The following is a 24,502-nucleotide window of genomic DNA, read 5'->3' as shown; positions in this document are numbered from 1 at the left end:
ATATTGCGAACCCAAATTCACCCTGCACGGCCTCGAAGGGCCACCGTTTCCGACTGCATTCTCAAGATATGAAATCCAGGGCAACCGCCGAGACCCCGGCGACCAAACAGCTGCGCGAAGCCAAGGTCGCGTTCCAAAGTCACTTCTACGACTATGAAGCGCATGGCGGCACGCGTGTCTCGTCGCAGGCGTTGCAAGTGCCGGAGCATGTCGTGATCAAGACGTTGGTGATGGAGGACGAGGACGCCAATCCGCTTATCGTGCTGATGCATGGCGACCGTCAGGTGTCGACCAAGTCGCTGGCGCGTCAGGCGGGACGCAAGCGAATCGAGACATGCAAACCGGAAGTCGCTAACCGTCATTCGGGCTTTCTGGTCGGGGGGACGAGCCCGTTCGGCACACGCAAGCGCATGCCGATCTACATGGAGGCGTCGATTCTCGAACTGCCCGAGATATACATCAACGGTGGACGTCGCGGCTACCTGGTCTCGATGTCCCCGTCGGAGATCGTGCGGGTGCTTGCCCCCACGCTCGTCAACGTCGCGCTCGCCGACTGAATGCCCGCCTGATCGTGTGACTGCCATCGGCAGTCATTGCGCATACCTCGATGTGCCTGGAACGTCTTTACGGATTCAGCCATTTCAACGCCACTGAGCGAAATCTGACTTGTCAGATTTCGCTCGCCTGCGCTCGTTTCTAAGATGGGGTCTTCGGTTCGGCAAGAGCGGCTACGTGAGTCAGCGTAGCGTTGCCGTCAACATGACCACGAGTGCAGGGAATGGAAATAGATGACGCGATTCGCCGCGCGACGGATTTCGTGAAGCGGGTCCGGATGGCGGGAACTCGACGAGTCGGGCGAACGACAGGAACAATAGCGGGCACGGCGCTGGTGTCGCCGCTATCGGCGCTATCGGCAATAGCGGCCGTCACCATGCTGACGACGATGCCGACGACGGCGATCGCCAACGTCACCGTCTCGCCCATTGCGAGCGTGATTGCCAGCGGTCAGCAGCAGGTCGGCGTTATCCGGATTACGTCGCAATCGACGCAAGCGCAATACGTCGATGTGTCGGTCAGGCGCATTGTCGAGCCCGCGACACTGACCGAGCATGAAGTCGCCGTGAATATCGAGCAGGGCGACGGGCTGGTCGCTTCCCCGGCGAAATTTGTCCTTGCCGCAGGCGCGACCCGGCTGGTGCGTGTGGTTGCGCTGGGGCGACCTTCGGTGGAAGCTGCCTACCGCGTCTATTTCCGCCCCGCGACAGCACCGGACGACGCCCCGGCGACACCCGCGCCGGGCGAGTTCGAGCACGACGTGAACGTGAATTTCGTGTGGGGCGCGCTGGTCCGCGTCGAACCGGCGAAACGCGTTCCCGGCCTTGCCGCGACTGAAGACAACACCGGCCTCAGGAACACCGGCAATGTCCGCGCCCATGTGCTGGCGATGGGCCGATGCACTGGCGCGGCCGAGAACACCTGTCAGTGGCATGACGTCGGCCGCAGTGTCTATCCCGGCATGACCCACCCGATTCCCGACGCACTGCGCGACGCGCAGGTGCGTATCCGATATCGCGTCGATGGCGTGACGAGCGAACAGGTCATGGATTTGCCCCGAGCGCCGTAGCCCGATTCGATGAGGCCGCAGAGCCTCATTTTCATCCGGTCGGCCTATCGGGCCGAACCGGGGACATCCACCCCGCATCAAGCAGATCAAGGAATTTCAAATATGAAGACGTTCAAGCAATTCGCTGCCGTGATGACGCTGGTCGTTCCGATGGCCGCCGCTCACGCGGCGGAAGTCGTCATCGACCTGAGCGCAAACATCGATCCGACGCTGTCGGTGCTTCAGGCGAATGGCAGCCCCATGCCGCAGAATCTCGACCTCAGCTACAACGCGGCGACGCGTGACATAGCGGCGCCGACGATCCAGACGCGTCTCTTTACCAACGATGCGACCCAGAATATCCAGGTGCGACTCGGTACCGCCTCGTCGCTCGTTCATGCGACCAATAGCACTGTCGCAGCCATTCCGCTGACGGTGCAACTGGATGGTCGGACGATCACGACCGCTGCGACCACGTTCAACGCCAGCGATGTCTGGTCGGGGAGTGGGGGGGGCGAGTCGCGCACGCTGGCGCTGACGGTCGCGGGGCGCGCGCCGGGGACGGATGCGCCCGTCGCCGGTCGGTACGTCGGCCGTCTTGATATGGTGATCCTGGCGTCGGCTGCCGCCGGTACCTAAGACAACGGCCGATAAGTAGACGGACGCAGACACGCCGACGTGCGTGTCTGTTCCCTCTCATCGATCATGCAAACGCTTCGTCGTGCCTGTCTCGCCTGTTTGTCGTGGTTCGCCGTGTCCCACGATCCGGCCCATGCCAATCCTCGCCAGCCGGTGCCTGCCGGGTTCGAGGACATTGCGCTTGGTCAGGTCGAGCATCTGGAAGTCCGCCTGCTCGGGCAGTCGCTCGGGCTGTTCCCGGTCTTCGTTCGTCCCGACGACGTGCGTCTTGAAACACCCGAAGCGCTCGCGCAGGCGATCGACGAGCGAATGGAGATCACGCGTGGCGACCCGGCGGTGGTGTCGTTAGCGTCGTTGATCGAAGCCCTTGCCCGACCGATGTCCCGAAATGGTCATCTCGCCTGCGATGACGTGGGTACGGGCACAGAATGCCGCTATCTGGAAACCGACTCGGCGGGTGTCATCCTCGACGAAAGTCAGGGAACGCTGGAACTCTTTCTCTCCAGGGCATGGCTTCCGGCGAAGCGCGCCTACGGCCCCGAATTCCACGTCAATTCGCCCGGCAGCGAGAACGCGCTGATTCACGCCCAGATCGTGAACGCGGCGACGACCGATCGTTACCGCAACCTCACCGTCATGGGCAATGGCGCGCTGGGCATCTCACCCGCCAGTTATGCCGGTTTTTCCTGGTCGCTCGTGCATTCGAGCTACGTCCGGCGTCACGGCGATGCGAACGCCGTCCCTGCCACGAGCGCATCGTCGTTGGGCGGCACGCAAGCGACGCTCGACAGCCTCTATTACCGCTACGATCTCGGCCCCCGGCATTACGTGCAGTCGGGGCGTATGGATCAGCGCAATCTGTCCAGCACGCAAGGCGGTAGTTTCGGCTTCACCCTACTGCCTGTGAGCCGTTTCGATGGCGCACGGATCGGTACCTCTCAGGCTTACGTGAACGAGGCGGCCGAATCGCTGGGATCGTCGCTGACGGTGTTGCTGACGCGCGAGGCGCGCGTCGACGCCTATCGCGGTCACGAGTTGCTGGGCAGCGCCTATTTCCCGGCGGGCGTGCAGCAGTTCGATACCCGCTACTTCCCGCAGGGCAGTTATCTGATCACCCTGCGCATCTTTGAGGGCGATACGCTGGTTCGTACCGAAACGGCGCCCTACACGAAGGTGGGCGGTGGTGCGTCGGCGAAGGGTACCCAATGGTTTGTGCAGGCGGGGCGAGTCGTCGATCGGCAGGGCCATACGCGTCATTCGGAACAACAACGGCACGGACAGCGATTCACGTTTCAAACCGGCCTTCGAACCGGCTTCGGCCCGGGCTTTACCGTCACGAGCGGTCTCGTGTGGTTGCAGTCGAGTGCCTACAACGAGACCCAGATCGGGTGGCAACGCGAGTTCGCGTTAGGGCGTCTGACGACAACGGCGGCATTGCTGAGCGGCACGGACGGCGCGCGCGGCAACATGCAATCCGTCTCGTTTTCCAATGGCGTCGGGGTCAGCCTGTATCGCTATCAGATGCGCGACGCGGCGTGTCGTGGCAGTGCCACGGCGGCCGCTGCCGCCGGAACTCATTTCGGCTGCTACGACGTGCTCAATGCGAGTGCCTCCACGCCGCTGGGGAAGTGGCAGGCAGTCGCCGGATACAGCGAGAGCCAGTCTTTCGGACAACGTCGCCCGTGGGTCGCAGATGGACCGGAGGACCCATGGCCCGGTGCAGATCGCGGTGGCGGCGTGTCGCGGACCCTGCAAACCGCACTCAGTCGTTCGTTCCGTTGGGACAAGCTCGTGATCAACACGCGTGTGGGTGGCTATCACCGACGGCAGGACGGGATGGCGCGACGGGAAACCGGGGGCTTCGCGAGCGTGTCCTTAAGTGTGCATCGCCCGGCCGCAGCCGGTGAGCGTCGGTCGACCTATGCGAGCGCAGGGGCCGATGTGCGCACCGGCGGGGAGGGCAACCGCAGTGCAACGACCGATTATCACGGGACGTACTCGATGGTCTGGGACGACGCGTCGCGTCGGGAACTGATGCTGAGCCTGAACGCCAACGAGCGGGGGGCTGGTAATGCGACCTTGCGGGGAGCGATCGACGGTCGATACGGTGACGCGCACGCGGCCGTCTCGCGTAGTTTGCTGCGTTCCAACGGCGTGGGTGGCGACGGGCAGAGTTCGTTCGTCGGTGGGTATGCGTCGAGTTTTGCGGTGTCGCGGGCGGGCTTACGGGTGGGCCCGGCCATGCTCTCGGGCGAGCCGCCTGCTGCAGTCGCGCTGGTGGTCGACGGTCTCGACGAGGACGACTCCACTGGCGGCGCAGCTGCGATGTTGCAGGTCGGAGGACGTTCGCTGCCGGTCGATTTCGGGGCATCGGCACTGAGTCCCGTCAGTGGATACCGCGCGCACAAGGGCGAAGTCTCCGAGGCGCATGAGGGTGAGACCGACCATTCCGTGGGGCTCGTGCGCGGTGCGGGGCAGTACGACTACTTCCTGACACCGGGGCGGTTGAAAGTGCACCGTGTCGCAGCAGGACGGGTCTATACGTACGTCGGACGCGCCGTGGGGCCGGATGGCCTCTCGATGGAAAACGCGCGTGTCCTGAGCGTGGTTGCGCCGCCGCTCGATGCGCAAGGCACGTTCCTGGTCGAGTCGCAGCAACGTCTCACACATCTCTATTTGCTGGATGGCGCTCAGCCGATGCGCTGCGAACTCACAGTGACCGAACGGCAGGACGTGATTCACCTGACGGGCGTCACGCAGTGCGACCACGTCGCTCAACAGGCACTGCCGGAATCGCTGCGAGCGCAGTTGCGCGTTCGGCGTCTGCTCGGCGAAGCGCCGTCGCGTCCGCGTCAACAGGCGGCTGTGCGAGGCATCGGGATCGACGAGCATTGAGTTGGGACGAGTGCGATGTGCGAAACGACGCAAAGCATGACGGAAAACACAGCTAAAGAGGAAAGCCGTGCGGATGGTTGGGGCACTCAGAACGGAGTCAACGAGATGAAGCATGAGTTTGCGCGCGTGATCCGACGGGTGACGTGCCTCGCCGCTTTGGTGGGGGCGATGGGGATGGTGTGTCCGGCTTTCGCACAGATATTGCCGTCGGATCACCATCAGAGCGTTTCGTTGACGTTCGATCGATCTTCGGTTCCCGACAGTTGGATCTTTCGTCGGCAGCACAACACGCATTACACACCGGGCAACGGCATTGGCTCGCGCACGGCACATGTTTGCCGCTCGAACGTCGATACGACCCTGGGGGCTTGTCCCGTTAGGCCAGCCAACGTGTTCGCGCCGACGCCTACATCAATCACGCTGCGATTCATGGAAGAGCGTTCCAAGCTTCAGGTAGATCTGGTTGTGGGTGCGATCAAGGTCATTACCGTGTCGGGCAGTACCTGTACCCACGTCAATACACCGTTTCACAGTAACCGCGACCGTGGCAGATGTCAGGCAGGTCCCTACGATGTGTCGCGATATACGTTGTCGATAAGTCGCGCCGAATTGCAAAAAATTCCGGTTGGCGGTCTCTGGCGTGCACGCCTGGAGTTCTATGTCCGGGAACTTGAAAACCCGGTACCGAGCGCCACCCACAGCTATGACATCGAGCTTCGGGTGACGGATAACCAGAACGCGCAAATTTACTTTCCGACGCTATCGAGCATTTCGCCTCGTGTTGCGCTGGATCTGAGACGCCGCCCCGGTCCCAACTTCGTGCCGATCGTGTATGGCGGGAGGTCGGTCGACATGTGCTTCTACGACGGGTTCGGCTCGAACTCCCCCGGCGCATTACGTGTGCGTGCCAGTGACGCACGTGCGAATTTCCCCGCGAGACCTCCCGGAAACGGATTGCTCGTGAGACGAGGGACCGACGGCTCGCAACCTCGGCAACGAATCGAATATCGGGTCGGACTGACGTATGCCGGTGCGCACCGGTGGGTGAATGTCGGCGACACCGTGGGCACGTCTTTCACCTCGGTGGCGCAGGCGCCGATTCGCATTGTGCGGTTGCCGGGGATTCCGGCGCCGGTGGCCTGTACGCCGGGCACGCTCGCCTTCGAGGTTGTGCCGTTCGTCGAAAGAGAGAAAGACGCAGGAAGTTTCGAGGGGCCGCTCAGAATCGAGATGTTCGTCGACGCTGCGCGAATGTGACCGAGGACGTCGAAGAGCAGGTCAGGCCGCGTCGACGTCGCTTATGGAGCGCATGACCGGCGCTTCATCTTGCAGGTCGGCCTGTAGCGCGAAGCGAAAGAGCTGCGCATCGCATTCGACACCGAGTTTGCGCATGACACTGCGCTTCTGCGCGCTGACCGTCTGCTTGGTTCGATAAAGCTTTGCGGCGATGGCGGTGATCGACATCCCCGAAACGTACATGCGTAGCACCTGCACCTCGCGCTGACTCAGCAATGTCGTACGAGACTCGGGCGCCGCGCCTGCGGGCGTTGCACGACGCGCCTGGCGCAATCCGTCATGGACCGCATGGACGGCTGCAATAACGTCGTCGATGCTTTGCGATTTGCAGAGTGTCGATGCGACACCGAGATCGGTAATCTGGCGCGCCATCGGCGCGTCTGTCATCGCCGTCAGCACCAGAATTCGGACGCAGGGAAACTTGCGACGCAACGTTGCGATCAGCGGCAGGCCGTCGCCGTATTTGCCGCGGGGCATGGTGGGATCGATCACCAGAACGTCGCACGGGGACCGACGCAACAGTTCGATGACGCCCGCCCCGTCGTGTGCGGCGCCAAGCACTTCCAGCGTGGGCCATTTGCCGAACGCATGTGCCAGTCCCGCAATGACGACCGGATGATGGTCAGCGATTGCGACGCGAATCTTAATCACTTTTCTATCTGCCTCCCCAGCGCGGGCCTGCACAGTCCGCATGCGAGAATGACCGGCGTCTGTAAATGTCAGTTCCGCAATCTGCGGTGCATGAGGCGAGTTGGCGTAATTTCCCAAAAAGGTCGAGGCCCGGCGCGCAACCCCGTGTTTGCCAGAATGGGGCGACTCGGCGTCTCAAGTAGAATGGCGGCCATTACAAGTCCTCCACTCGCACGAAGTTCATGGCCACACTGGTTTTTATCGTTCTCGCGTATCTGATCGGCTCGGTGCCGTTTGCGGTGATCGTCAGCCGCACGATGGGCCTCGCGGACCCGCGCAGTTACGGCTCGGGCAACCCGGGCGCCACGAACGTACTGCGTTCGGGCAACAAGAAGGCCGCCATCCTGACGTTGATAGGCGACGCACTCAAGGGCTGGCTCGCGGTTTATCTGGCGGAACGCTTCGCCGACGCCTGGGGTGTGGGCGATTTCGGACTGGCGGCAGTGGCGCTCGCCGTGTTCCTTGGCCATTTGTACCCGGTGTTCCTGCGTTTCGCCGGTGGCAAGGGCGTGGCGACGGCCGCAGGCGTGTTGTTTGCCGTCAGTCCGATGCTGGGTCTGGCGGTGATGGCGACGTGGCTGATCATCGCGATCTTTTTCCGCTATTCGTCGCTCGCCGCGCTGGTCGCGGCCGTGTTTGCGCCCCTTTACTACGTCTTCATGTACGGCTTCGGGCCGTACTCCCCGGCGGTGATCGTCATGGCGATCCTGCTGATCTATCGCCATCGCGCGAATATCGGCAAGCTGATCGCAGGCAAGGAAAGCCGCATCGGGCAGAAGAAGTCGTGACCGGATCGGGCGGATGGACTGCCCGTCGCGCGAGCGTCGGCCCAATAAAAAACCCGCAGCGAATCTGCGGGTTTTTTGTGTCCGCCTTTCCGGTGGGCCAACGTGTGGGCCGGAAGACGGGGCAATCGACGCGGTAACGCTTAGTCGCGGAAGTTGTTGAAGTCGAGCGGCGTGTCGGTGACATCCTTGCGCAGCAGCGCCATTGCGCTTTGCAGGTCGTCGCGCTTGGCGCCCGCGACGCGAACGCTGTCGCCCTGAATGCTCGCCTGCACCTTCATCTTGCTGTCCTTGATGATGCGCACGATCTTCTTGGCCAAGTCGCCTTCGACGCCCTTCTTGACCTTCACGACCTGCTTGACCTTGTCGCCACTGATTTTCTCGACCTTGCCGTAGTCGAGAAAACGCACGTCGACGTTACGCTTGGCCATCTTCGCGACGAGCACCTGCGTGACCTGATCGAGCTTGAAGTTGTCGTCGGCGAAGAGCGTGAGTTCCTGCTCCTTGTGCTCGACGCGCGAGTCCGATCCCTTGAAGTCGAAGCGCGTCGAGATTTCCTTGTTGGCCTGCTCGATCGCGTTCTTGACCTCTACCATGTTGGCTTCGCTAACCACGTCAAACGATGGCATCTGGCTCTCCTGAATTCCTAAGGGTTCGTGAAATGGCACGCAGGCGTGCCGTGTAAGGCCGGCGGGCGGCCGCGCCGCGGCCGGTGCCGTCGGCGTCGTCGGCGTCGTCGTCGGTATAATGATGCGCAAAATTCTTTCGCCCGACATTGTAATTCAGCCGTCGGTCCCGCGTCCCCCTCCGGACGATGTCCGGCACGGCGACACCCACTGGTCTGCCCATATTCCATGCTTCAGTTGCAACGCGACGTCAGCCTGCGCGAATTCAACACCTTCGGTCTGCCCGCCACTGCCCGCTACGTCGTGACCATCGACAGCGAAGCGGCGCTGCTCGACGCGCTCGCCTTGCCCGAACTGGCCGGACTGCCGCGTCTCGTGCTCGGCGGCGGCAGCAACCTCGTGCTCACGCGTGACTTCGACGGCGTGGTGCTGCGCATGGCCATTCGTCATCGCGAACGTCTGCCCGACAATCCCGCAGATCCGTGCGCGCGCTATGTGCGCGGCGGGGCGGGTGAAGTCTGGCACGATTTCGTCGACTGGACGCTCTCGCAAGACTGTCCCGGCCTGGAAAACCTGGCGCTGATTCCCGGCACGCTGGGGGCCGCGCCGATCCAGAACATCGGCGCCTACGGGCTGGAACTCGCCGAGCGCTTCCATGAAGTGCGTGCGCTCGATACGACGACCGGGGCGTTCGTCACATGCTCGCGCGACGATTGCGCTTTCGGCTATCGGGATTCGCTGTTCAAGCGCGAACCGGGCCGCTACATCATCGTGGCCGTGACGCTGCGCCTGCCGCAGCCCTGGCACGCCGTGACCGGGTATGCCGACGTGTCGCGAACACTGGCCGATGCCGGTATAGCAGAACCCGATGCGCGCCAGATTTTCGATGCGGTCGTCGACATTCGCCGCCGCAAGCTGCCGGATCCCGCGCAACTTGGCAACGCCGGAAGCTTCTTCAAGAATCCCGTCGTGGACGCCGCCACGTTCGAGGCGCTTCGCGCGCGTTTCCCGCAGGCGGTCGGCTATGCGCAGCCCGACGGCGCATGGAAGGTCGCCGCCGGATGGCTGATCGATCAGTGTGGCTGGCGCGGCAAGACCGTCGGAAACGCGGGCGTGCACGAGCGCCAGGCGCTGGTGCTCGTCAATCGCGGAGGGGCCACGGGGGCCGATATCGTGGCGCTGGCCCGCGCCGTGCAGGCCAGCGTTCGGGAACGCTTCGGCATCTCGCTCGATCCCGAACCGCTCATGCTTTGATGGCGGTGGCGTCCGGCAGACGTTGCAGATAATCGCGCTTCAGATCCACCGTGGAGCGCACGCCGACGTCGTCGAAATGCGCCGCCAGCCAGCGCTCGGCGGCCTCGCGACCCCGATCGCGCAGCGTCGTGAGGAAGTGCCAGTCGGTGACGAATTTCGTCGACGAGGACAAGTCGTAAAGCTCCTTGTCCGCGCGAATCGAGTGGATCAGCGGGTACTTCAGACGATCGCGAAACTCCGGCTTCAGCCATCCCTCGTCGAGCAGCTTGTGCACGAACGAGATCGCGCGGAATTCGCGTTGCAGCGACGCGTTGAACGTGATCTCGTTCACGCGGTTCATGATCTGTCCCGGCAGCACCGGCTTCTCCTTGCGCTCGATCGGGTTGATATGCACGATCAGGATGTCGCTCGTGAGCGTCTCGTAATAGAACGGGTACAGGGGCGGGTTGCCGAGATAGCCCCCATCCCAGAAAAAGTCCTCGTCGATCTTCACCGGTTTGAACAGCCACGGCAGGCAGGCAGACGCCATCGCCACGTCGAGCGTGATCTCATGCGTGCGGAAGATGCGGATGTTGCCGGTGCGGATGTTCGTCGCGGAGACGAACAGATGCGTCGTGGTGCTCTCGCGCAGGCGCTCGAAATCGACTTGCGCTTCGAGTACGGTGCGCAGTGGATTGATCTCGGCCGGCGGTTGTGCGAAGGGCATCATCCACTGCTGCATGCTCTGCATCCAGTCGTGCCAGACGGGATACTCGGTCGGACGCCCGTTGAGCCAGCTGAAGACGGTTTGCGCCCAGGCGGTGGCCGACGATCCGGCTTGCGAAACGCCCAGCCAGAAGCTATGCAACGCCTCGCGGGCCTTCTCGCGCGGATCGACGTTGGGACGGTCGAGCAGACCGTGCGCGAGCACCACGGCGTTCATCGTGCCTGCGGACGCGCCGCTGATACCTTCGAATTCCAGACGTCCGTCTTCCAGCAGCTTGTCGAGCACCCCCCACGTGTACGCACCGTGCGCGCCACCGCCTTGCAGGCCGAGGTCGATGCCCTTGCGTCCACCGTTGTTGCGCCGGGCGCGGGAGGACTTCGCTTTCGCGCTAGCGCGGTGGTCGTCGGGGGGAAGCAACGGGACGTCCGTCGGTTCGAGGTCCGGCTGGGTGTCGGACGCTTCCGATGGGCCGGGCCGCGTGTGTAACGCTTCTGCCGACGTCAGAGGTGACGCTGCAGACGTATCGAGCGCGGGTAAGGGCGTGTGGGGCGTGTGGGACGAGCGGGGCGTGTGAGGCACGTGCGCGTCAGACGATTCAGGCACATCGGACGCTTGGCCGGCAGCAGGGTTGGCCGATTCGGGAGGCAGTCGCGACATAGTGGGAAGCGGCGCCGGGCCGCGCTGAACCGGCGAGAGGGCGATGACGCGGGAGACCCCGCGCCGTCGCGATGCTGGCCGGACGGTTAGCCGTAATGGCAAACGTAATCGAGCGTCTCCACGACCTCGATATCGAACTTGCTATTGCCCGGCACGGAGAACTCCTGACCGGCAGCGTACTCTTGCCACTCGGTCTGACCTGCCAGACGAATGCGGCAGCGGCCGCCCGTGACTTCCATGATCTCAGGCGCATCGGTACCGAACTGGAGCGTGGCCGGGAAAATCACACCCAGCGTCTTGCGCGTGCCGTCCGGGAACAGGACGGTGTGCGAAACGCACTTGCCGTCGAAGTACGTGTTGGCGCGCTTGATTACGGAAACGTTGTCGAACTGAGTTGCCTGAGGTGCAATTTGCGTCATGACCGAATGCTGTGTCGAATGCGAGCGAATGCCGCGATGGAGAGTCAATATGCCGGGCCGGTGGGGACCAGGCGTAAATTCATGCTAGCACGTTTCGAGCGTCCACCCGGCGGAATTTTGTGCAATGCACAACGAAATTGCACCAATGTGGTGCTCGTCAATGCAAATACCGAAATGCTCTGATGGGCGGGGCGCTGTGTCGTATCGCGATGAAGCGCGCGGCATCACGAGAATGCCGACGGTGCGCGTCAGCGATGATAGCGGAACGCTAATCGCGGTGGGGTAACGAAAAACCGCCCGGACGGCATTGCGCCAGTCCGGGCGGTATCGCCGGGCCGAGGGCTCCGGCGGACCTGCGTGCGCTGCGTCGTGTGCGCTGGAGGCGTCAGACGCGGCCCAGCATCAGGAACTCCATAAGCGCCTTCTGCACGTGCAGACGGTTCTCGGCTTCGTCCCAGACGACGCTTTGTGCGCCGTCGATGACATCCGCAGACACTTCTTCGCCTCGGTGGGCCGGCAGGCAGTGCATGAAGAGGGCGTCGGACTTCGCGCGCTGCATCAGGTCGGCGTTCACGCACCATTGAGCGAACGCGGCCTTGCGGGCCTCGTTTTCCGCTTCGTAGCCCATGCTGGTCCAGACGTCCGTCGATACGAGGTCGGCCCCTTCGCAGGCGGCGCGCGGATCGTCGAACTCGCGCACGAACGGGCGGCTCGATTCGGCCACCATTGCCTGATCGAGGCGGTAGCCCGGCGGCGTCGAGATATTGAACTGGAAGCCGAAGATCTCGGCGGCCTGAATCCACGTGTACGACATGTTGTTGGCGTCGCCGATCCACGTGACCGTCTTGCCCTTGATCGGGCCGCGATGCTCGTAGTACGTGAAGATGTCCGCCAGCACCTGACACGGGTGGTATTCGTTGGTCAGGCCGTTGATGACCGGCACACGCGAATGTTGGGCGAAGCGCTCGATGATCTCCTGGCCGAACGTACGGATCATGATGATGTCGGTCATGCGGGAGATCACCTGGGCGGCGTCTTCGATCGGCTCGCCGCGACCGAGTTGCGTGTCGCGGGTGTTCAGGAACACGGCGTGACCGCCCAACTGGTGGATACCGGCCTCGAACGACAGACGCGTGCGGGTCGAGCTCTTCTCGAAGATCATCGCCAGCGTGCGGTCGTGCAGCGGGTGGTAGGTCTCGTAGTTCTTGAATTTCTTCTTGAGGATGCGGGTGCGCTCGAGCACGTAGTCATACTCGTCGAGCGTCAGATCCGAAAACTGAAGGTAATGCTTGATGGGTTTGGCGGTGGTCATTTGGATGTTCTGCTGGAGGCCGATCCCGCGTGCGTTCACCGCGAATTTGCTGGGAACTCGAACGCGTTCGGCACGACGAACAAGCCTTGAGGCCTGTCCCCCGGTCAGGCTCGTGAAGGTGTTCTACCGGTTGCTGGCTTCAGGGGAACAGGCCGTAGTCTACCAAATCGTTTTGTCGTCACACGAAAAGCGTATGATCGAGCCCGCTGCTGCACAGCCGAAAACGGCTGGCAAGACCGAAAAAAACATCCGCAGTAATGGTGGGGGACAGGTTCCAGTCTTATATAAGATATAATACTGGCTCTGTCGGCCACGCTACCCGCGTACGGCTGGCCAGGTGTTTTTTGAGGTGATTGAGCGATATGACCGACCAGGTTTCCGCGCGCGAGTATTTCATTCAGGGGCTGACTCTGGATGGCAAGAAGTTTCGTCCGAGTGACTGGGCGGAGCGTCTGTGCGGCGCCGTGTCGTTCTGCGGCCGAAGCAATTCTGGCCCGAACGCATACATGCAGTACTCCCCCTATGTGCGTCCGACGATGGTGGGTGACGTCAAATGCGTCGTTGTCGATGAGCGACTGCGCGAGATCGAGCCGAGAATGTTCGATTTCGTGATGAGTTTTGCGCGTGACAACGGGTTGCAAATGACGGAAGCCTGCTTCGTTCCCGACGTCAAATAAATCCCCCTTGGCCGTTGTCGGCCTGACGTGAGTGCCGGACCTTCGGCCCTACTCACCGTCGCTTCGGCACATCTCTGCCATTCCGGCACATTCCCCTTTCCGCTAATTTCCCGTGCTGCTCAACGCGCCCGGCAGCATTGCGCGTTTTGTTTGGCACAACGATGGGGAATGAACGAGGGGGAATGCAAATGCGATCCAGAATAGAAAAAAGCCCGCATAAAGCGGGCTTTTTAGTGTTCCGATCGTAGTCGGAACCGGCAAGCAACTTGTAGTGCTTTGCAGCTGAGCTGTCTTATTGCTGACTGACGTCTAACGTCGGTCCAACTGAGACAGGTCTAGCTTAGGCAGCAGCCGACATCGCCTTGATGGCGGCCGACAGGCGGCTTTTTTGACGAGCAGCGGTGTTCTTGTGAACGATCTTCTTGTCAGCGATGATGTCGATCGTCTTTGCCGAAGTGCGCAGCACTTCCTTGGCAGCGGCCTGATCGCCAGCGGCGATAGCCTTGCGAACAGCCTTCACAGCCGTGCGCAGACGCGAACGCAGCGCCGAGTTGTGGGCGTTGATTTTAACGGTTTGACGCGCGCGCTTGCGTGCTTGTGCGGTATTTGCCATGTTCTGTGAATTCCTTGAATTGCTCCGCCTGATGCGGCTTCTATGCAGTTTGGCTCGGCTCCCTGGGAGACACGGTGGCCAGGAAGCAATCCATTGACTTCGAAACCGACGATTATAGCCGAAGCCTAACGGAAATTGCAACTTCTTTGCTGCAATGCTGTGCGTATAATACGCGCAACATGAATTTGCTCAAAGCTCTCGCTACGGTCAGCGGTTTTACGATGCTTTCGCGCATCACCGGACTGATTCGTGAAATTCTTATCGCACGCATGTTTGGCGCCGGGCCCATGACCGACGCCTACAACGTGGCGTTCCGTATTCCCAATCTGCTGCGCCGCCTGTCCGCTGAAGGGGCGTTTTCGCAAGCATTCGTCCCAATTCTGGCCGAATTCAAGTCGCAACGTAGCGAAGAAGAGACGAAAACGCTCGTCGATTCCGTGACGACCGTGCTTTTCTGGGTGCTCCTGTCCATCACGATTGCCGGCGTGCTCGGCGCGTCAGGCGTGGTCTACGCTGTGGCGACGGGCCTGTCGCGCGAAAACGGCACGTTCGACGCCGCCGTCTTCATGACGCGCGTGATGTTCCCCTATATCACACTGATCTCGATCACGACGCTCGCCGCAGGCGTACTCAATACGTGGCGTCAGTTCTCGATGCCCGCCTTTGCGCCGGTGCTGCTCAACGTCAGCTCGATCGTGGCGTCGCTGTGGGTGGCGCCGCATCTGGAGACACCGGTCTACGCGCTCGCATACGCAGTGATCGTCGGCGGTGTGTTGCAACTGGTCATCCAGCTCCCGGCGCTCGCCCGGATCGGCATGTTGCCCCGCATCACGCTCAATATTGCGGCGGCGCTTCGCAACGCGGGCGTCAAACGGGTGCTTGCCAAGATGGTGCCGGCCACGCTGGCGGTGTCCGTCGCCCAGGTCAGCCTGATCATTAATACGAATATTGCGTCGCGACTGGCGCAGGGCAGTGTGTCTTGGCTGGCGTACGCGGACCGTCTGATGGAATTTCCGACGGCGCTGCTGGGCGTGGCGCTGGGCACGATTCTGCTGCCGAGTCTGGCGCGCGCGCATGCCGATGACGACCCCGCCGAATATTCCGCATTGCTGGACTGGGGCCTGCGTCTGACCTTCCTGCTGGCAATGCCCAGCGCCGTTGGCCTGTTCGTTTATGCCGAGCCGCTCACCGCGACCCTGTATCAGTACGGGCGCTTCGATGCGACCGACGTCGTGATGACGGCGCACGCGCTCACCGCTTACGGTGTCGGCCTCGTCGGCCTGATCCTCATCAAGATTCTCGCGCCGGGCTTCTACGCCAAGCAGGACATCAAGACGCCGGTGAAGATTGCCATCGTGGTACTGATTGCCACGCAGCTCTCGAACGTGCTTTTCGTGCGCTGGTTCGCCCATGCCGGGTTGTCGCTGTCGATCGGCGTCGGCGCATGCATGAACGCCGCGCTGCTTTTCGCGGGACTCTATAAGCGAGGCATTTACCGGCCGGCGGCGGGGTGGCGTTTGTTCTTCGTCCAGCTGCTCGCGGCGTGTCTGATCCTGGCGGGCGTGCTGCTGTGGTTCACGCAGAGCTTCGACTGGGTAGCCCTGGGGGCGCGCCCGCTGGCGCGCATTGCCTTGCTCGGTGCGAGTCTGGTGCTATGCGCCGTGGTGTATTTCGGGGCATTATTCCTCATGGGTTTCAACTTCTCGTTCTTCCGTCGACGCACCCGTTCCTGATCCTGACGATCCATTAGCGGGCCGGTCGCGGCGGAACTCACGGATACCGCATGGCGAATCGAATTCTGGAGTATTTTGCTGCGCTGGTTGCGTCCGACGACGGCCTGCCGTTGACCGAAGCAGCCATTGCCATCGCGCAGGACGTCTATCCCGATCTCGACGTGCAGGACACGCTCACCCAGATCGATGCGCTGGCTGCACGTCTGGCCAAGCGCCTGCCGCCGGACGCCGGGCCGTTGCAAAAGCTGCAACTGCTCGATCACTTCTTCTTCCGCGAACTTGGTTTCACCGTTAATCAGAACGATTATTACGATCCGGACAACAGCCACCTGCATGCGGTGCTGGATCGCCGTCGCGGTATTCCGATTTCGCTCGCCGTGCTGTGTATGGAGATCGGTCATCAGATCGGGCTGCCGTTGCGTGGCCTCTCGTTCCCGGGGCACTTTCTGCTGCGTCTCGCGGTGCCTGCCGGGGATGTCGTCATTGACCCCATTTCGGGCAATTCGCTTTCGCCGCAACGCCTGCTCGAAATGGTCGAGCCTTATCTGAAGCACTATCGGGACGAAAGCGCCGAGCCGATCCAGGAACTGGCGTTGTGGGCGTTGCTGCACCCGTTCCTGGAGCCCGCGACGCCGCGCGAGATTCTGGCGCGCATGCTTCGTAATTTGCGGGCCATCTATACGCAAAACGAGCGGTGGGAACGGCTGTTGGCGGTGCAGGAGCGTATGGTGCTCGTGCTACCCGATCAGCCCATCGAGAAGCGCGATCGCGGACTGGCGTATGCGCGTCTGGGTCTGGTGCGTCCGGCGCAGGACGACCTGGAGTGGTATCTGAGCAAGCGTCCCGAAGCGGACGACGCCGACGCGATTCGTCAGGTACTTGACGACCTGAGCCGCCGTCCGGGCAGCCACGGATAAGGTCCGCGCCACAGCGTCATCCATAAAAAAAACGCCAGCCGCATTCACCGGCTGGCGTTTTGACGTCGGGCGTGGATCCGCACACGCCCTGCACTTTGCTATACCGACTGCATCGACAGCTCTTGCACTTCGCGCTTGAGCCCCGGTTTGTACCCGAAATGGAAGAACACTTCGGCCATGAGGAACATCGGGGCGATAAAAATCTGGAAGAGGTTATCGAGCAGGGCGGGCTTGCGGCCTTCGTAATGGTGGCCGATCAGTTGAACGATCCAGCCGCCGACGAACAGCACACCGAAGACGGTGAGCGCCCAGGGCCATGGAAGCTTCGCCAGATGTTGCGTGAGCGCCAGCAACACAGCGAAGAACGCCGTCATGGCGAGCGCGAGCGGGACATCGAGCAGGAAGTAGTACATCAGCAGGACCAGCACGATCACGTGCGTCGCGTTCAGGCCGCTGGGGCCGAGCGGCACCCACGAAAACGCCTGCATCACCGCGAGGATGATCATGGGAACGCCGAAGAAATGCGTGAGACGGTTCTTGGGACTGCGGTGATAGCGCTGATAGAACGACATCTGTTGCGCCAGTGATTTCATGCCAGCCTCCTGCCTCGGGGGACGACGGGGGGAACATCTGAGCACCGGCTGGAGCATGAAAACCGGCGTCTTGAGCCGACCGCAATCTGCGTCCGGCATTCCATTGTAGTCATAGTCCGGACGACTTTTTGGTGCGCTGCGACAAAGTGTGCACAGCGCGTCATTCGCGCCATTCCCTGCGCTTTACCGACCGCCGATGCGCTATTTCGGCTGCATGCGAATCGCGCCGTCCAGACGGATCACTTCGCCGTTCAGCATCGGGTTGCGCACGATCTGTTCGACCAGCATTGCGTATTCGGCGGGCCGACCGAGTCGCGGCGGAAACGGCACCATCTGGCCGAGCGACGCCTGCACTTCGGCGGGCATGGCGAGCATCATCGGTGTTTCGAAAATGCCCGGCGCGATGGTCATCACGCGAATACCGCTGCGCGAGAGATCCCGCGCGACCGGCAGCGTCAGGCTGGCCACGCCGCCTTTCGATGCCGCGTAGGCGGCCTGTCCCATCTGGCCATCGTAAGCGGCGACCGACGCCGTATTGACGATCACGCCGCGCTCGCCTTCGCCGTTCGGCTCACCCTGACTCATCGCCGTGGCTGCGAGGCGAATCATGTTGAAGGTGCCGATCAGATTGATCTGAATGACGCGAGAGAATGCGTCGAGCGGGTGGGGGCCGTCGCGCCCGACCGTCTTGCTGCCGATGGCGATACCCGCGCAGTTGACGAGCCCGCGCAACGTGCCGAGTGCCTGCGCGGCTGCTACAGCGGCCTTGCCGTCGTCTTCGCGGGTGACGTCGCATTTTACGAACTGGCCCCCAAGCTTCTCGGCGAGTGCTTCGCCTTCGTCGACACTCACATCGGCGAGTACGACCTTCGCGCCAAGTCCTGCAAGCCAGCGCGCCGCTGCCGCGCCGAGTCCTGAGGCGCCACCGGTGATCAGAAACACATTGCCCTGAATTTCCATGCGTCATCCTCCATTGGCAAAAAAGGCGGCGCAGTCTGAACTGGCCGCCTTCTTCTGTGGCGTTACTGACGGGGCATAACCCCTTGCCGGACCGCGCGCGTTGCGAACAACACGGAGTCGCGGGGCGGCATCGACCGATGGACCCGGTCGCCTTACTTCAGTGCGTCGAACGCGCGCGCGCGGATTTCATCCACGCTGCCCTGGCCCGAGATCTTGCGGTACTGCGGTGCCTCGACGATCGCGCCCGGGCTGCCGTGCTTGGCCCAGTCCGAATAGTAGGCGACCAGCGGCTTGGTCTGCGACTCATACACTGCGAGGCGCTTCTTGACCGTTTCTTCCTTGTCGTCGTCGCGCTGGACGAGCGGCTCGCCGGTCACGTCGTCGACGCCTTCGACCTTCGGCGGATTGAACTTGATGTGGTACGTGCGGCCCGACGCCGGGTGCGTACGACGGCCGCTCATGCGGGTGATGATTTCGTCGAACGGTACATCGATTTCGAGGACGAAGTCGATGGCGACGCCGGCTTCCTTCATGGCTTCCGCTTGCGCGATGGTGCGCGGGAAACCGTCGAACAGATAACCGTTCTTGCAATCGTCGGCGCTCAGACGTTCCTTGACCATGCCGATGATGACGCCATCCGGCACCAGATCGCCTGCATCCATGAAGCGCTTGGCTTCAAGGCCGAGTTGCGTGCCTTCCTTGATCGCGGCGCGCAGCATGTCGCCGGTCGAGATTTGCGGGATGCCGAATTTTTCTTTGATGAAAGTGGCTTGGGTGCCTTTGCCGGCCCCGGGTGCCCCCAACAAAATCAGACGCATCGATGACTCCTGAAAGTTTGTGATTTGTGAATGCTGTGCGTGCGGCAGGCAGGTGCGTCTCCGGTGCTCTGCGGCGGTTGCGGGTCCTGTGACCGGCAAACCGCGCTGCGCGCAGACGTCGCGCCCGGCAGTGCGCAACGCGCGCGACCGGGGGGTCTGCTCGCGAGAATCAGAGCGATTATGCCACGTCATGCCCGCCCGGCGGCGTTTTGCAGACGGCCCGGTGTCGCGCCGGTGCGATTTCCGGGACGCGCGCCGACGTCAGTTTTTCAGCAATGCGCGCACGCGTTCGAGGTCTTCTGCCGTGTCGACGCCCGGCAGCGGCGCGTCGTCCGTCACGAGTACGGCAATACGCTCGCCGTGCCAGAGCGCACGCAATTGCTCCAGCGACTCCGCTGTCTCGATGGGGGCTTGCGGCAAACTCGGGTAGCTGCGCAGGAACTTGGCGCGATAGGCGTACAAGCCGATGTGACGAAAAACCGGCGTCGTGGCGGCGGGCAACGTGGCGACGCTCGCGAGTCCGGCGGACCACGCGTCACGCGACCAAGGAATCGGCGCACGCGAGAAATAGAGCGCGCGGCCATGCGCATCGAGCACGACCTTGACGACGTTCGGAGAGAAGATCTCTGCGTTGTCGGTAATCGGATGCGCGGCGGTCGACAGCGCGCATTCAGGGTGTTCGGCCAGATGGGCCGCAACGGCGTGCACCAACCGCGGATCGATCAGCGGCTCGTCGCCCTGCACGTTGACGACGATGGTGTCGTCCGGCCAGCCCTGCGCCACGGCGACCTCGGCCAGACGGTCGGTGCCCGTCGGGTGGTCTGCACGCGTGAGCACCACGTCGAAACCGTGCGCGGATACCGCATCGACGACGCGCTGTGCGTCGGTCGCGACGACCACCTGACGCGCGCCCGATTCGCGCGCACGTTCGGCGACGCGCACGACCATCGGCTTGCCGCCGATATCGGCGAGCGGCTTATTGGGCAGACGCGTCGACGCCAGGCGCGCAGGCACCACGGCGACAAAGTCCGTAGTGGCGGCGGTAGTGGCAGCGACACCTTGGGTGCCGGCACGCAACGTCGTGTCGCTCACGATGCAGACTTGTCGTCGTTGATCGGAACGGGCGTGCCTTCGACGGACTGACGCGCTTCGTCGGCCAGCATGACGGGAATGCCGTCACGAATCGGATAAGCGAGCTTGTCTGCGTGGCAAATCAGCTCCTGGGCTTTTTTATCCAGCTCCAGTGGGCCCTTGCACAACGGGCAGACGAGAATCTCAAACAGTCGGTTGTCCACGCAATTTCTCCACTACCAGTGATACGAGGCGCGCATCGAGCGCTGCCTCGGCAGGTACGGCCCACACACGCGGGTCGGACCAGGTGACGCATTTTACTGCATCCTTTTCGGTGATCAGGATGGCGTCCGCGGCCACGCCGTCGAACGGATTGGTCGCAAAGTCGTAATGATCGGGCAACGCCAGCGTCTCGATCTGCAATCCTGCCGCGCGCAATGCCGCGAAGAACCGCTCCGGTGCACCGATGCCAGCGGCCGCCAGCACGCGCTTGCCTGCAAAGTGAGACAGCGCGCGGGTGAGCGACGGCTGGCTGACGCACCATGCGTCGCCCAATGCCAACGTCAGGCGCCACGTGTGGGGCCAATCCGGCAGCGTTCGGTCATACGGATCGTTAATGAGGTTCACGTCTCGTCGTCGCGACAACGGCTCGCGCAGCGGCCCCGCCGGGAGCAGAAAGCCATTGCCACTGAGCCGATGATCGAAGACGGCGATTTCGACGTCGCGTGCGAGGGCGTAATGCTGAAGACCGTCGTCGCAGACGATGACGTCGCATTCGGGATGCGCAGCCAGTAACGCCCGCCCGCCTTCCACGCGCGATGGCCAGACCCAAACGGGCGCGCCGGTTCGTTTCGCGATCAGCAGCGGTTCGTCGCCAACGGCTTCCGGACGTGCCGTTGGCACGACTTCCGTCGGCCGCGTCAGCGTCGCGCCGTAGCCTCGCGAAAGTACGCCGGGCGTGTAGCCGTATTCACGCAACGCGCCGACCAGTGCGATGACGGTCGGCGTCTTGCCCGTGCCACCCACCGTCAGATTACCGACCACGGCGACCGGGACCGGGAGCCGTGTCGACGTTTTCCAGCCACGGCGAAAGCCCATGCGCCGCCACGCAGCAATGCCGCCGAAGATCCAGGAGAGCGGCCACAGCAGCCAGGCGGCAAGCCCCCGGCGTTGCCATTGTGCCGTGACCCAATGGACCACCGAGCCCGACAGACGAGGCACGAGGGCGCGTGCACGCACACCTTTCGCGGTATCTGGCGGTCGTGGCGTTTGTCGTGTCATCGGGACGGTTGCGCAGGTGCGCCGTGCGCCGTCGTCGAACGGGCGGCGAAGGTCAGTCGCGACAATCCGGCCTCACGCGCGGCCTCCATCACATTGATGACGGACTGATGCGCGCTCTTGGCGTCGGCGTTGATGATGATGACCGGCGGCTCCGCGCCGGTATTGGCGGGGCCGGCCGCCTGACGCAGCGCGGCCGTCAGGCTGGCAACGTCGCGTTGCGCCAGCGCATGCCGGTCAATCGCGTAACTGCCGTCGGCACCTACCGAAACAACAATCTGGCGCGGCGGCACGACCGCTTTTTCCGCGTCCGCCGTGGGCAGATTGACCTTCAGCGCGGTGTAGCGCGTGTAGGTCGTCGTGACCATCAGAAAGATCAGAATGACGAGCAGCACGTCGATGAGCGGGATCAGGTTGATCTCCGGCTCGTCGCGCGTGGAGAGACCTCGACGGAAATTCATCGCATGTCTCTCGAATCAGTGCCGCGGCAGCGTGGCATCGAGGAAATGGACCGCCTGCGTTTCGAGTTCGACGAGGAAGGCGTCGACGCGGGTACGGTAGTACCGATAGAAGATCATCGCCGGAATCGCGATCATCAGCCCGAAGCCGGTGTTGTAGAGCGCAACGGAAATGCCGTGCGCCAGTTGGGCCGGATCGGTGCCGGTTGCGTCCTGCGCACCGAAGATCTCGATCATGCCGATCACCGTGCCGAACAGACCCATGAGCGGTGCGACCGAGGCGATGGTGCCCAGCGCAGGCAGAAAGCGCTCCAGTTCGTGGGCGACGGCACGTCCCGTTTCCTCCAGCGCCTCTTTCGCGCCTTCGCGCGGGCCCTGCGGATTGTGAGCGACGTAGCGCACGCCGGTTGCGAGCACACGGCCCAGCATGGAACCGCGCGCCAGTGCTTCGGCGGCGTCTTGTCTGCCAGCGCCACGGCGCGCGAGCGCGATCGCATTTTCGAGTACGCCGGTCGGCAGCACGCGTGCGCGGCGAAGCGACAAGGCGCGCTCGACGATCAGGGCGAGGGCAATGACGGAAGCGATGAGAAGTGGCCAGATGGGCCAGCCGGCGGCCTGGATGACGGCGAACAAAGAGACCTCTTGCTTGTTGCGGGGGATGGGCAAACGAGTCCGAACTGTAGCGTGCAGGGGGGGGATGGGCAAGCACCGTTTTCCACACCTGACGAGCACAAGGATGTGGACAACCTTTGGATACTCTCAGCAACTCTTTGACGCGGTGGAACTTTTTAGTTCGTGATGAAAAAATGAGCAATGAGCGGTTTCAGAAATGAACACCTCCGCGAGCTCACAAATCCCAAGATCATCGCGTCAGCCTGTGGATAACTATGTGTACATGTCGGCCTCTGAAGATATATCTTGTCGTGTGTCACACAAACATGCCTTTTTACGCCGTGAAAGTCTCTCGCAAAGCCCGATAAATCAAGGGTTTGCACCCGGCGTGTAGGAATTGTCGGGCATCCCGGCGCGAAAACCCTTAAATTAGCGGGCCTGTGGACAGTTTTTCGTCAGCGCATACGCATGAACCTATCTTTCGATGACGCCCGGCCCACCGGTGGTGCGGATCGCGTACTCAGTGTTTCGGATTTGAACAAGGCCGTTGCCGGCGTGCTGGAGCGGAGTTTCCCGTTGGCATGGGTCAGCGGCGAGATTTCCAACTTCACGCGCGCCGCCAGTGGCCATTGGTATTTCTCGATCAAGGACGCGCAGGCGCAGATGCGTTGCGTGATGTTCCGCGGTCGCGCGCAGCATGCGGATTTCTCACCGAAGGAGGGCGATCGCGTCGAGGTGCGTGCGTTGCTCTCGATGTATGTGCCGCGCGGCGAGGTACAACTCAACGTCGAAGCGATCCGGCGTGCGGGGCAGGGCAATCTTTACGAGGCGTTCCTGCGTCTGAAGGAAAAACTCGCCGCTGCCGGGCTGTTCGATGCCGGGCGCAAGCGTGAGTTACCGCGTTATGCCCGTCGCGTGGGCGTTGTCACGTCGTTGCAGGCGGCCGCCTTGCGTGATGTGCTGACCACGCTCGCGCGTCGCGCCCCGCATGTGAGCGTCATCATTTATCCCGCGCCCGTACAGGGGGCGGACGCCGCCACAAAACTCGCGGCGGCGCTCGATGCGGCCAATGCGCGCCGCGAAGTCGACACCCTGCTGTTGTGCCGGGGCGGTGGGTCCATCGAGGACCTCTGGGCGTTCAACGAAGAAGTGCTGGCGCATGCCATCGCGCGCAGCGAACTGCCGGTGGTTTCCGGCGTCGGGCATGAAACCGATTTCACGATTGCCGACTTTGTGGCGGACGTGCGTGCGCCCACGCCCACGGCGGCGGCCGAACTCATCTCGGCGGCGCGCGACGAGTGCCTGCGCGAGGTCGATCGGGAGCGTCAGCGCCTGAGCCGTGCAATGCGTCGCACGCTGGAGCAGCGCGCCCAGCAACTCGACAGCCTGTCGCGTGCGATGGTCTCGCCGCGCGAGCGTCTGGCGCGCCAGCGCGGAGAACTGGCGCATCTGGCCGATCGCATGCGCCACGCCCTCGAACGCCCGTTGGCCCAGCGTCGCAGCCGATTCGAGATGTTGCGACTGCGTCATGCGCGGGCTGTGCCGGATGTCGCGTCGCAACATGAGCGCGTGGCATTGCTCGAACAACGTCTTCAGACGGCCATGTCGCGCCGTGCCGAGCGCTCGGCGCAACGCCTGACCGACGCCACTGCGCAACTTGAACTGCTTAACCCGCGCCGCACGCTGCAACGCGGATACGCCGCAGTCCTCGATGCAAAGGGCCAGCCGCTGCGGGACCCTCGAAAACTTCAGCGTGGCCAGCACGTGACCATGCACCTGGCAGACGGGGCGGCCGATGTGGGCATTGGTGATGTCCAGGTCAGGCTAGACGATACTTTTTAGTCGGCATGGTTCGGCAAAGCAGTCGAATCGCAGGCATCGTGCGTCGAT

25 protein-coding genes are annotated in these 24,502 nt (G+C 62.8%); 11 read left to right on the top strand and 14 right to left on the bottom strand.

What is annotated here, in order from left to right; all coding sequences use genetic code 11:
* Window positions 1-68: 68 nt before the first annotated feature.
* The 5 genes from MB84_RS19665 (at window position 69) to MB84_RS19645 (ending at window position 6,394) form a co-directional block, all read left to right on the top strand.
* Window positions 69-557, top strand: a complete 489-nt coding sequence (locus MB84_RS19665; RefSeq protein WP_084010067.1) for an aminoacyl-tRNA deacylase — start codon at window positions 69-71, stop codon at window positions 555-557.
* Between the two features lie 221 nt (window positions 558-778).
* Window positions 779-1,624: a fimbrial protein TcfA gene (locus MB84_RS19660; RefSeq protein WP_084009882.1), complete on the top strand. Its 846-nt coding sequence runs from the start codon at window positions 779-781 to the stop codon at window positions 1,622-1,624.
* A gap of 102 nt (window positions 1,625-1,726) precedes the next feature.
* Window positions 1,727-2,242: a CS1 type fimbrial major subunit gene (locus MB84_RS19655; protein ID WP_052652598.1), complete on the top strand. Its 516-nt coding sequence runs from the start codon at window positions 1,727-1,729 to the stop codon at window positions 2,240-2,242.
* A 114-nt stretch (window positions 2,243-2,356) separates the two neighbouring features.
* Complete coding sequence (locus MB84_RS19650) at window positions 2,357-5,137, top strand: TcfC E-set like domain-containing protein (RefSeq protein WP_169835029.1); 2,781 nt, start codon at window positions 2,357-2,359, stop codon at window positions 5,135-5,137.
* 105 nt (window positions 5,138-5,242) lie between these two features.
* Window positions 5,243-6,394 carry a CfaE/CblD family pilus tip adhesin gene (locus MB84_RS19645; RefSeq protein ID WP_169835028.1) on the top strand — a complete coding sequence of 384 codons (1,152 nt, stop codon included), beginning with the start codon at window positions 5,243-5,245 and terminating at the stop codon, window positions 6,392-6,394.
* Window positions 6,395-6,415: 21 nt separating this feature from the next.
* Here the strand turns inward: MB84_RS19645 and MB84_RS19640 are convergent, their stop codons facing one another.
* Window positions 6,416-7,084 (bottom strand): response regulator, encoded by a 669-nt coding sequence (locus tag MB84_RS19640; protein WP_169835027.1) that lies wholly within the window; start codon window positions 7,082-7,084, stop codon window positions 6,416-6,418.
* A 221-nt stretch (window positions 7,085-7,305) separates the two neighbouring features.
* On the opposite strand from MB84_RS19640, the gene plsY reads away from it, so the two are divergent.
* Window positions 7,306-7,911: a glycerol-3-phosphate 1-O-acyltransferase PlsY gene (gene plsY, locus MB84_RS19635; protein WP_046292981.1), complete on the top strand. Its 606-nt coding sequence runs from the start codon at window positions 7,306-7,308 to the stop codon at window positions 7,909-7,911.
* 140 nt (window positions 7,912-8,051) lie between these two features.
* Here the strand turns inward: plsY and MB84_RS19630 are convergent, their stop codons facing one another.
* A complete protein-coding gene (locus MB84_RS19630; RefSeq protein WP_046292980.1) occupies window positions 8,052-8,537 on the bottom strand; it encodes a YajQ family cyclic di-GMP-binding protein in 486 nt (161 codons plus the stop codon).
* 225 nt (window positions 8,538-8,762) lie between these two features.
* On the opposite strand from MB84_RS19630, the gene murB reads away from it, so the two are divergent.
* Window positions 8,763-9,788, top strand: coding sequence for a UDP-N-acetylmuramate dehydrogenase (murB, locus tag MB84_RS19625; RefSeq protein WP_046292979.1), 1,026 nt, complete (start codon window positions 8,763-8,765; stop codon window positions 9,786-9,788).
* Here murB and MB84_RS19620 read toward each other — a convergent pair.
* From MB84_RS19620 to argF, 3 genes are all read right to left on the bottom strand, one after another.
* The gene (locus MB84_RS19620) at window positions 9,778-10,911 is read right to left on the bottom strand and encodes a patatin-like phospholipase family protein (protein WP_084009880.1); all 1,134 of its coding nucleotides are present in this window, start codon (window positions 10,909-10,911) and stop codon (window positions 9,778-9,780) included. The genes murB and MB84_RS19620 overlap by 11 nt on opposite strands.
* 326 nt (window positions 10,912-11,237) lie before the next feature.
* Complete coding sequence (gene ppnP, locus MB84_RS19615; RefSeq protein ID WP_046292978.1) at window positions 11,238-11,570, bottom strand: pyrimidine/purine nucleoside phosphorylase; 333 nt, start codon at window positions 11,568-11,570, stop codon at window positions 11,238-11,240.
* A 385-nt stretch (window positions 11,571-11,955) separates the two neighbouring features.
* A complete protein-coding gene (gene argF, locus MB84_RS19610; protein ID WP_039404085.1) occupies window positions 11,956-12,882 on the bottom strand; it encodes an ornithine carbamoyltransferase in 927 nt (308 codons plus the stop codon).
* A 362-nt stretch (window positions 12,883-13,244) separates the two neighbouring features.
* On the opposite strand from argF, the gene MB84_RS19605 reads away from it, so the two are divergent.
* A complete protein-coding gene (locus MB84_RS19605; RefSeq protein ID WP_046292977.1) occupies window positions 13,245-13,559 on the top strand; it encodes a DUF3579 domain-containing protein in 315 nt (104 codons plus the stop codon).
* A 340-nt stretch (window positions 13,560-13,899) separates the two neighbouring features.
* Here the strand turns inward: MB84_RS19605 and rpsT are convergent, their stop codons facing one another.
* Complete coding sequence (rpsT, locus tag MB84_RS19600; RefSeq protein WP_039367301.1) at window positions 13,900-14,172, bottom strand: 30S ribosomal protein S20; 273 nt, start codon at window positions 14,170-14,172, stop codon at window positions 13,900-13,902.
* 134 nt (window positions 14,173-14,306) lie between these two features.
* Between rpsT and murJ the strand changes: the two genes are divergently transcribed.
* Window positions 14,307-15,905, top strand: coding sequence for a murein biosynthesis integral membrane protein MurJ (gene murJ / locus MB84_RS19595; RefSeq protein ID WP_425415918.1), 1,599 nt, complete (start codon window positions 14,307-14,309; stop codon window positions 15,903-15,905).
* Window positions 15,906-15,955: 50 nt separating this feature from the next.
* Window positions 15,956-16,822, top strand: coding sequence for a SirB1 family protein (locus MB84_RS19590; RefSeq protein ID WP_046292976.1), 867 nt, complete (start codon window positions 15,956-15,958; stop codon window positions 16,820-16,822).
* 98 nt (window positions 16,823-16,920) lie between these two features.
* Here MB84_RS19590 and MB84_RS19585 read toward each other — a convergent pair whose 3' ends face one another.
* The 8 genes from MB84_RS19585 to MB84_RS19550 all read right to left on the bottom strand — a co-directional run bounded on the left by MB84_RS19585 (window position 16,921) and on the right by MB84_RS19550 (window position 22,633).
* A complete protein-coding gene (locus MB84_RS19585; protein WP_046292975.1) occupies window positions 16,921-17,415 on the bottom strand; it encodes an Mpo1 family 2-hydroxy fatty acid dioxygenase in 495 nt (164 codons plus the stop codon).
* Between the two features lie 201 nt (window positions 17,416-17,616).
* Window positions 17,617-18,375, bottom strand: coding sequence for an SDR family NAD(P)-dependent oxidoreductase (locus MB84_RS19580; protein WP_046292974.1), 759 nt, complete (start codon window positions 18,373-18,375; stop codon window positions 17,617-17,619).
* 152 nt (window positions 18,376-18,527) lie between these two features.
* Window positions 18,528-19,193, bottom strand: coding sequence for an adenylate kinase (adk, locus tag MB84_RS19575; protein WP_046292973.1), 666 nt, complete (start codon window positions 19,191-19,193; stop codon window positions 18,528-18,530).
* Window positions 19,194-19,454: 261 nt separating this feature from the next.
* Window positions 19,455-20,270, bottom strand: a complete 816-nt coding sequence (kdsB, locus tag MB84_RS19570) for a 3-deoxy-manno-octulosonate cytidylyltransferase (protein ID WP_046294019.1) — start codon at window positions 20,268-20,270, stop codon at window positions 19,455-19,457.
* Window positions 20,271-20,281: 11 nt separating this feature from the next.
* Window positions 20,282-20,488, bottom strand: coding sequence for a Trm112 family protein (locus MB84_RS19565; RefSeq protein WP_046292972.1), 207 nt, complete (start codon window positions 20,486-20,488; stop codon window positions 20,282-20,284).
* On the bottom strand, window positions 20,469-21,485 hold the full coding sequence (gene lpxK, locus MB84_RS19560; protein ID WP_046294018.1) for a tetraacyldisaccharide 4'-kinase: 1,017 nt from the start codon (window positions 21,483-21,485) through the stop codon (window positions 20,469-20,471). The genes MB84_RS19565 and lpxK overlap by 20 nt, the downstream gene beginning before the upstream one ends.
* Before the next feature lie 56 nt (window positions 21,486-21,541).
* Window positions 21,542-22,003 (bottom strand): ExbD/TolR family protein, encoded by a 462-nt coding sequence (locus MB84_RS19555; protein WP_046292971.1) that lies wholly within the window; start codon window positions 22,001-22,003, stop codon window positions 21,542-21,544.
* A 15-nt stretch (window positions 22,004-22,018) separates the two neighbouring features.
* Entirely contained in the window at window positions 22,019-22,633 is a 615-nt protein-coding gene (locus tag MB84_RS19550) for a MotA/TolQ/ExbB proton channel family protein (protein ID WP_046292970.1), read from the bottom strand.
* A 447-nt stretch (window positions 22,634-23,080) separates the two neighbouring features.
* Between MB84_RS19550 and xseA the strand changes: the two genes are divergently transcribed.
* Window positions 23,081-24,454, top strand: a complete 1,374-nt coding sequence (gene xseA / locus MB84_RS19545) for an exodeoxyribonuclease VII large subunit (RefSeq protein WP_046292969.1) — start codon at window positions 23,081-23,083, stop codon at window positions 24,452-24,454.
* Window positions 24,455-24,502 lie beyond the last annotated feature (48 nt).

The sequence above is a fragment of the Pandoraea oxalativorans genome, from assembly GCF_000972785.3.
Classification (GTDB): domain Bacteria; phylum Pseudomonadota; class Gammaproteobacteria; order Burkholderiales; family Burkholderiaceae; genus Pandoraea; species Pandoraea oxalativorans.
This window is presented reverse-complemented; position numbering and strand designations above follow the sequence as displayed.

Bases quoted from the DNA above. Each gene is read 5' to 3' on its own strand.
- MB84_RS19665 (WP_084010067.1), top strand. From the start codon at position 69: ATGAAATCCAGGGCAACCGCCGAGACCCCGGCGACCAAACAGCTGCGC.
- MB84_RS19660 (WP_084009882.1), top strand. From the start codon at position 779: ATGGAAATAGATGACGCGATTCGCCGCGCGACGGATTTCGTGAAGCGG.
- MB84_RS19655 (WP_052652598.1), top strand. From the start codon at position 1,727: ATGAAGACGTTCAAGCAATTCGCTGCCGTGATGACGCTGGTCGTTCCG.
- MB84_RS19645 (WP_169835028.1), top strand. From the start codon at position 5,243: ATGAAGCATGAGTTTGCGCGCGTGATCCGACGGGTGACGTGCCTCGCC.
- plsY (WP_046292981.1), top strand. From the start codon at position 7,306: ATGGCCACACTGGTTTTTATCGTTCTCGCGTATCTGATCGGCTCGGTG.
- MB84_RS19630 (WP_046292980.1), bottom strand. From the start codon at position 8,537: ATGCCATCGTTTGACGTGGTTAGCGAAGCCAACATGGTAGAGGTCAAG.
- murB (WP_046292979.1), top strand. From the start codon at position 8,763: ATGCTTCAGTTGCAACGCGACGTCAGCCTGCGCGAATTCAACACCTTC.
- ppnP (WP_046292978.1), bottom strand. From the start codon at position 11,570: ATGACGCAAATTGCACCTCAGGCAACTCAGTTCGACAACGTTTCCGTA.
- argF (WP_039404085.1), bottom strand. From the start codon at position 12,882: ATGACCACCGCCAAACCCATCAAGCATTACCTTCAGTTTTCGGATCTG.
- MB84_RS19605 (WP_046292977.1), top strand. From the start codon at position 13,245: ATGACCGACCAGGTTTCCGCGCGCGAGTATTTCATTCAGGGGCTGACT.
- rpsT (WP_039367301.1), bottom strand. From the start codon at position 14,172: ATGGCAAATACCGCACAAGCACGCAAGCGCGCGCGTCAAACCGTTAAA.
- MB84_RS19590 (WP_046292976.1), top strand. From the start codon at position 15,956: ATGGCGAATCGAATTCTGGAGTATTTTGCTGCGCTGGTTGCGTCCGAC.
- MB84_RS19585 (WP_046292975.1), bottom strand. From the start codon at position 17,415: ATGAAATCACTGGCGCAACAGATGTCGTTCTATCAGCGCTATCACCGC.
- MB84_RS19580 (WP_046292974.1), bottom strand. From the start codon at position 18,375: ATGGAAATTCAGGGCAATGTGTTTCTGATCACCGGTGGCGCCTCAGGA.
- adk (WP_046292973.1), bottom strand. From the start codon at position 19,193: ATGCGTCTGATTTTGTTGGGGGCACCCGGGGCCGGCAAAGGCACCCAA.
- MB84_RS19555 (WP_046292971.1), bottom strand. From the start codon at position 22,003: ATGAATTTCCGTCGAGGTCTCTCCACGCGCGACGAGCCGGAGATCAAC.
- xseA (WP_046292969.1), top strand. From the start codon at position 23,081: ATGAACCTATCTTTCGATGACGCCCGGCCCACCGGTGGTGCGGATCGC.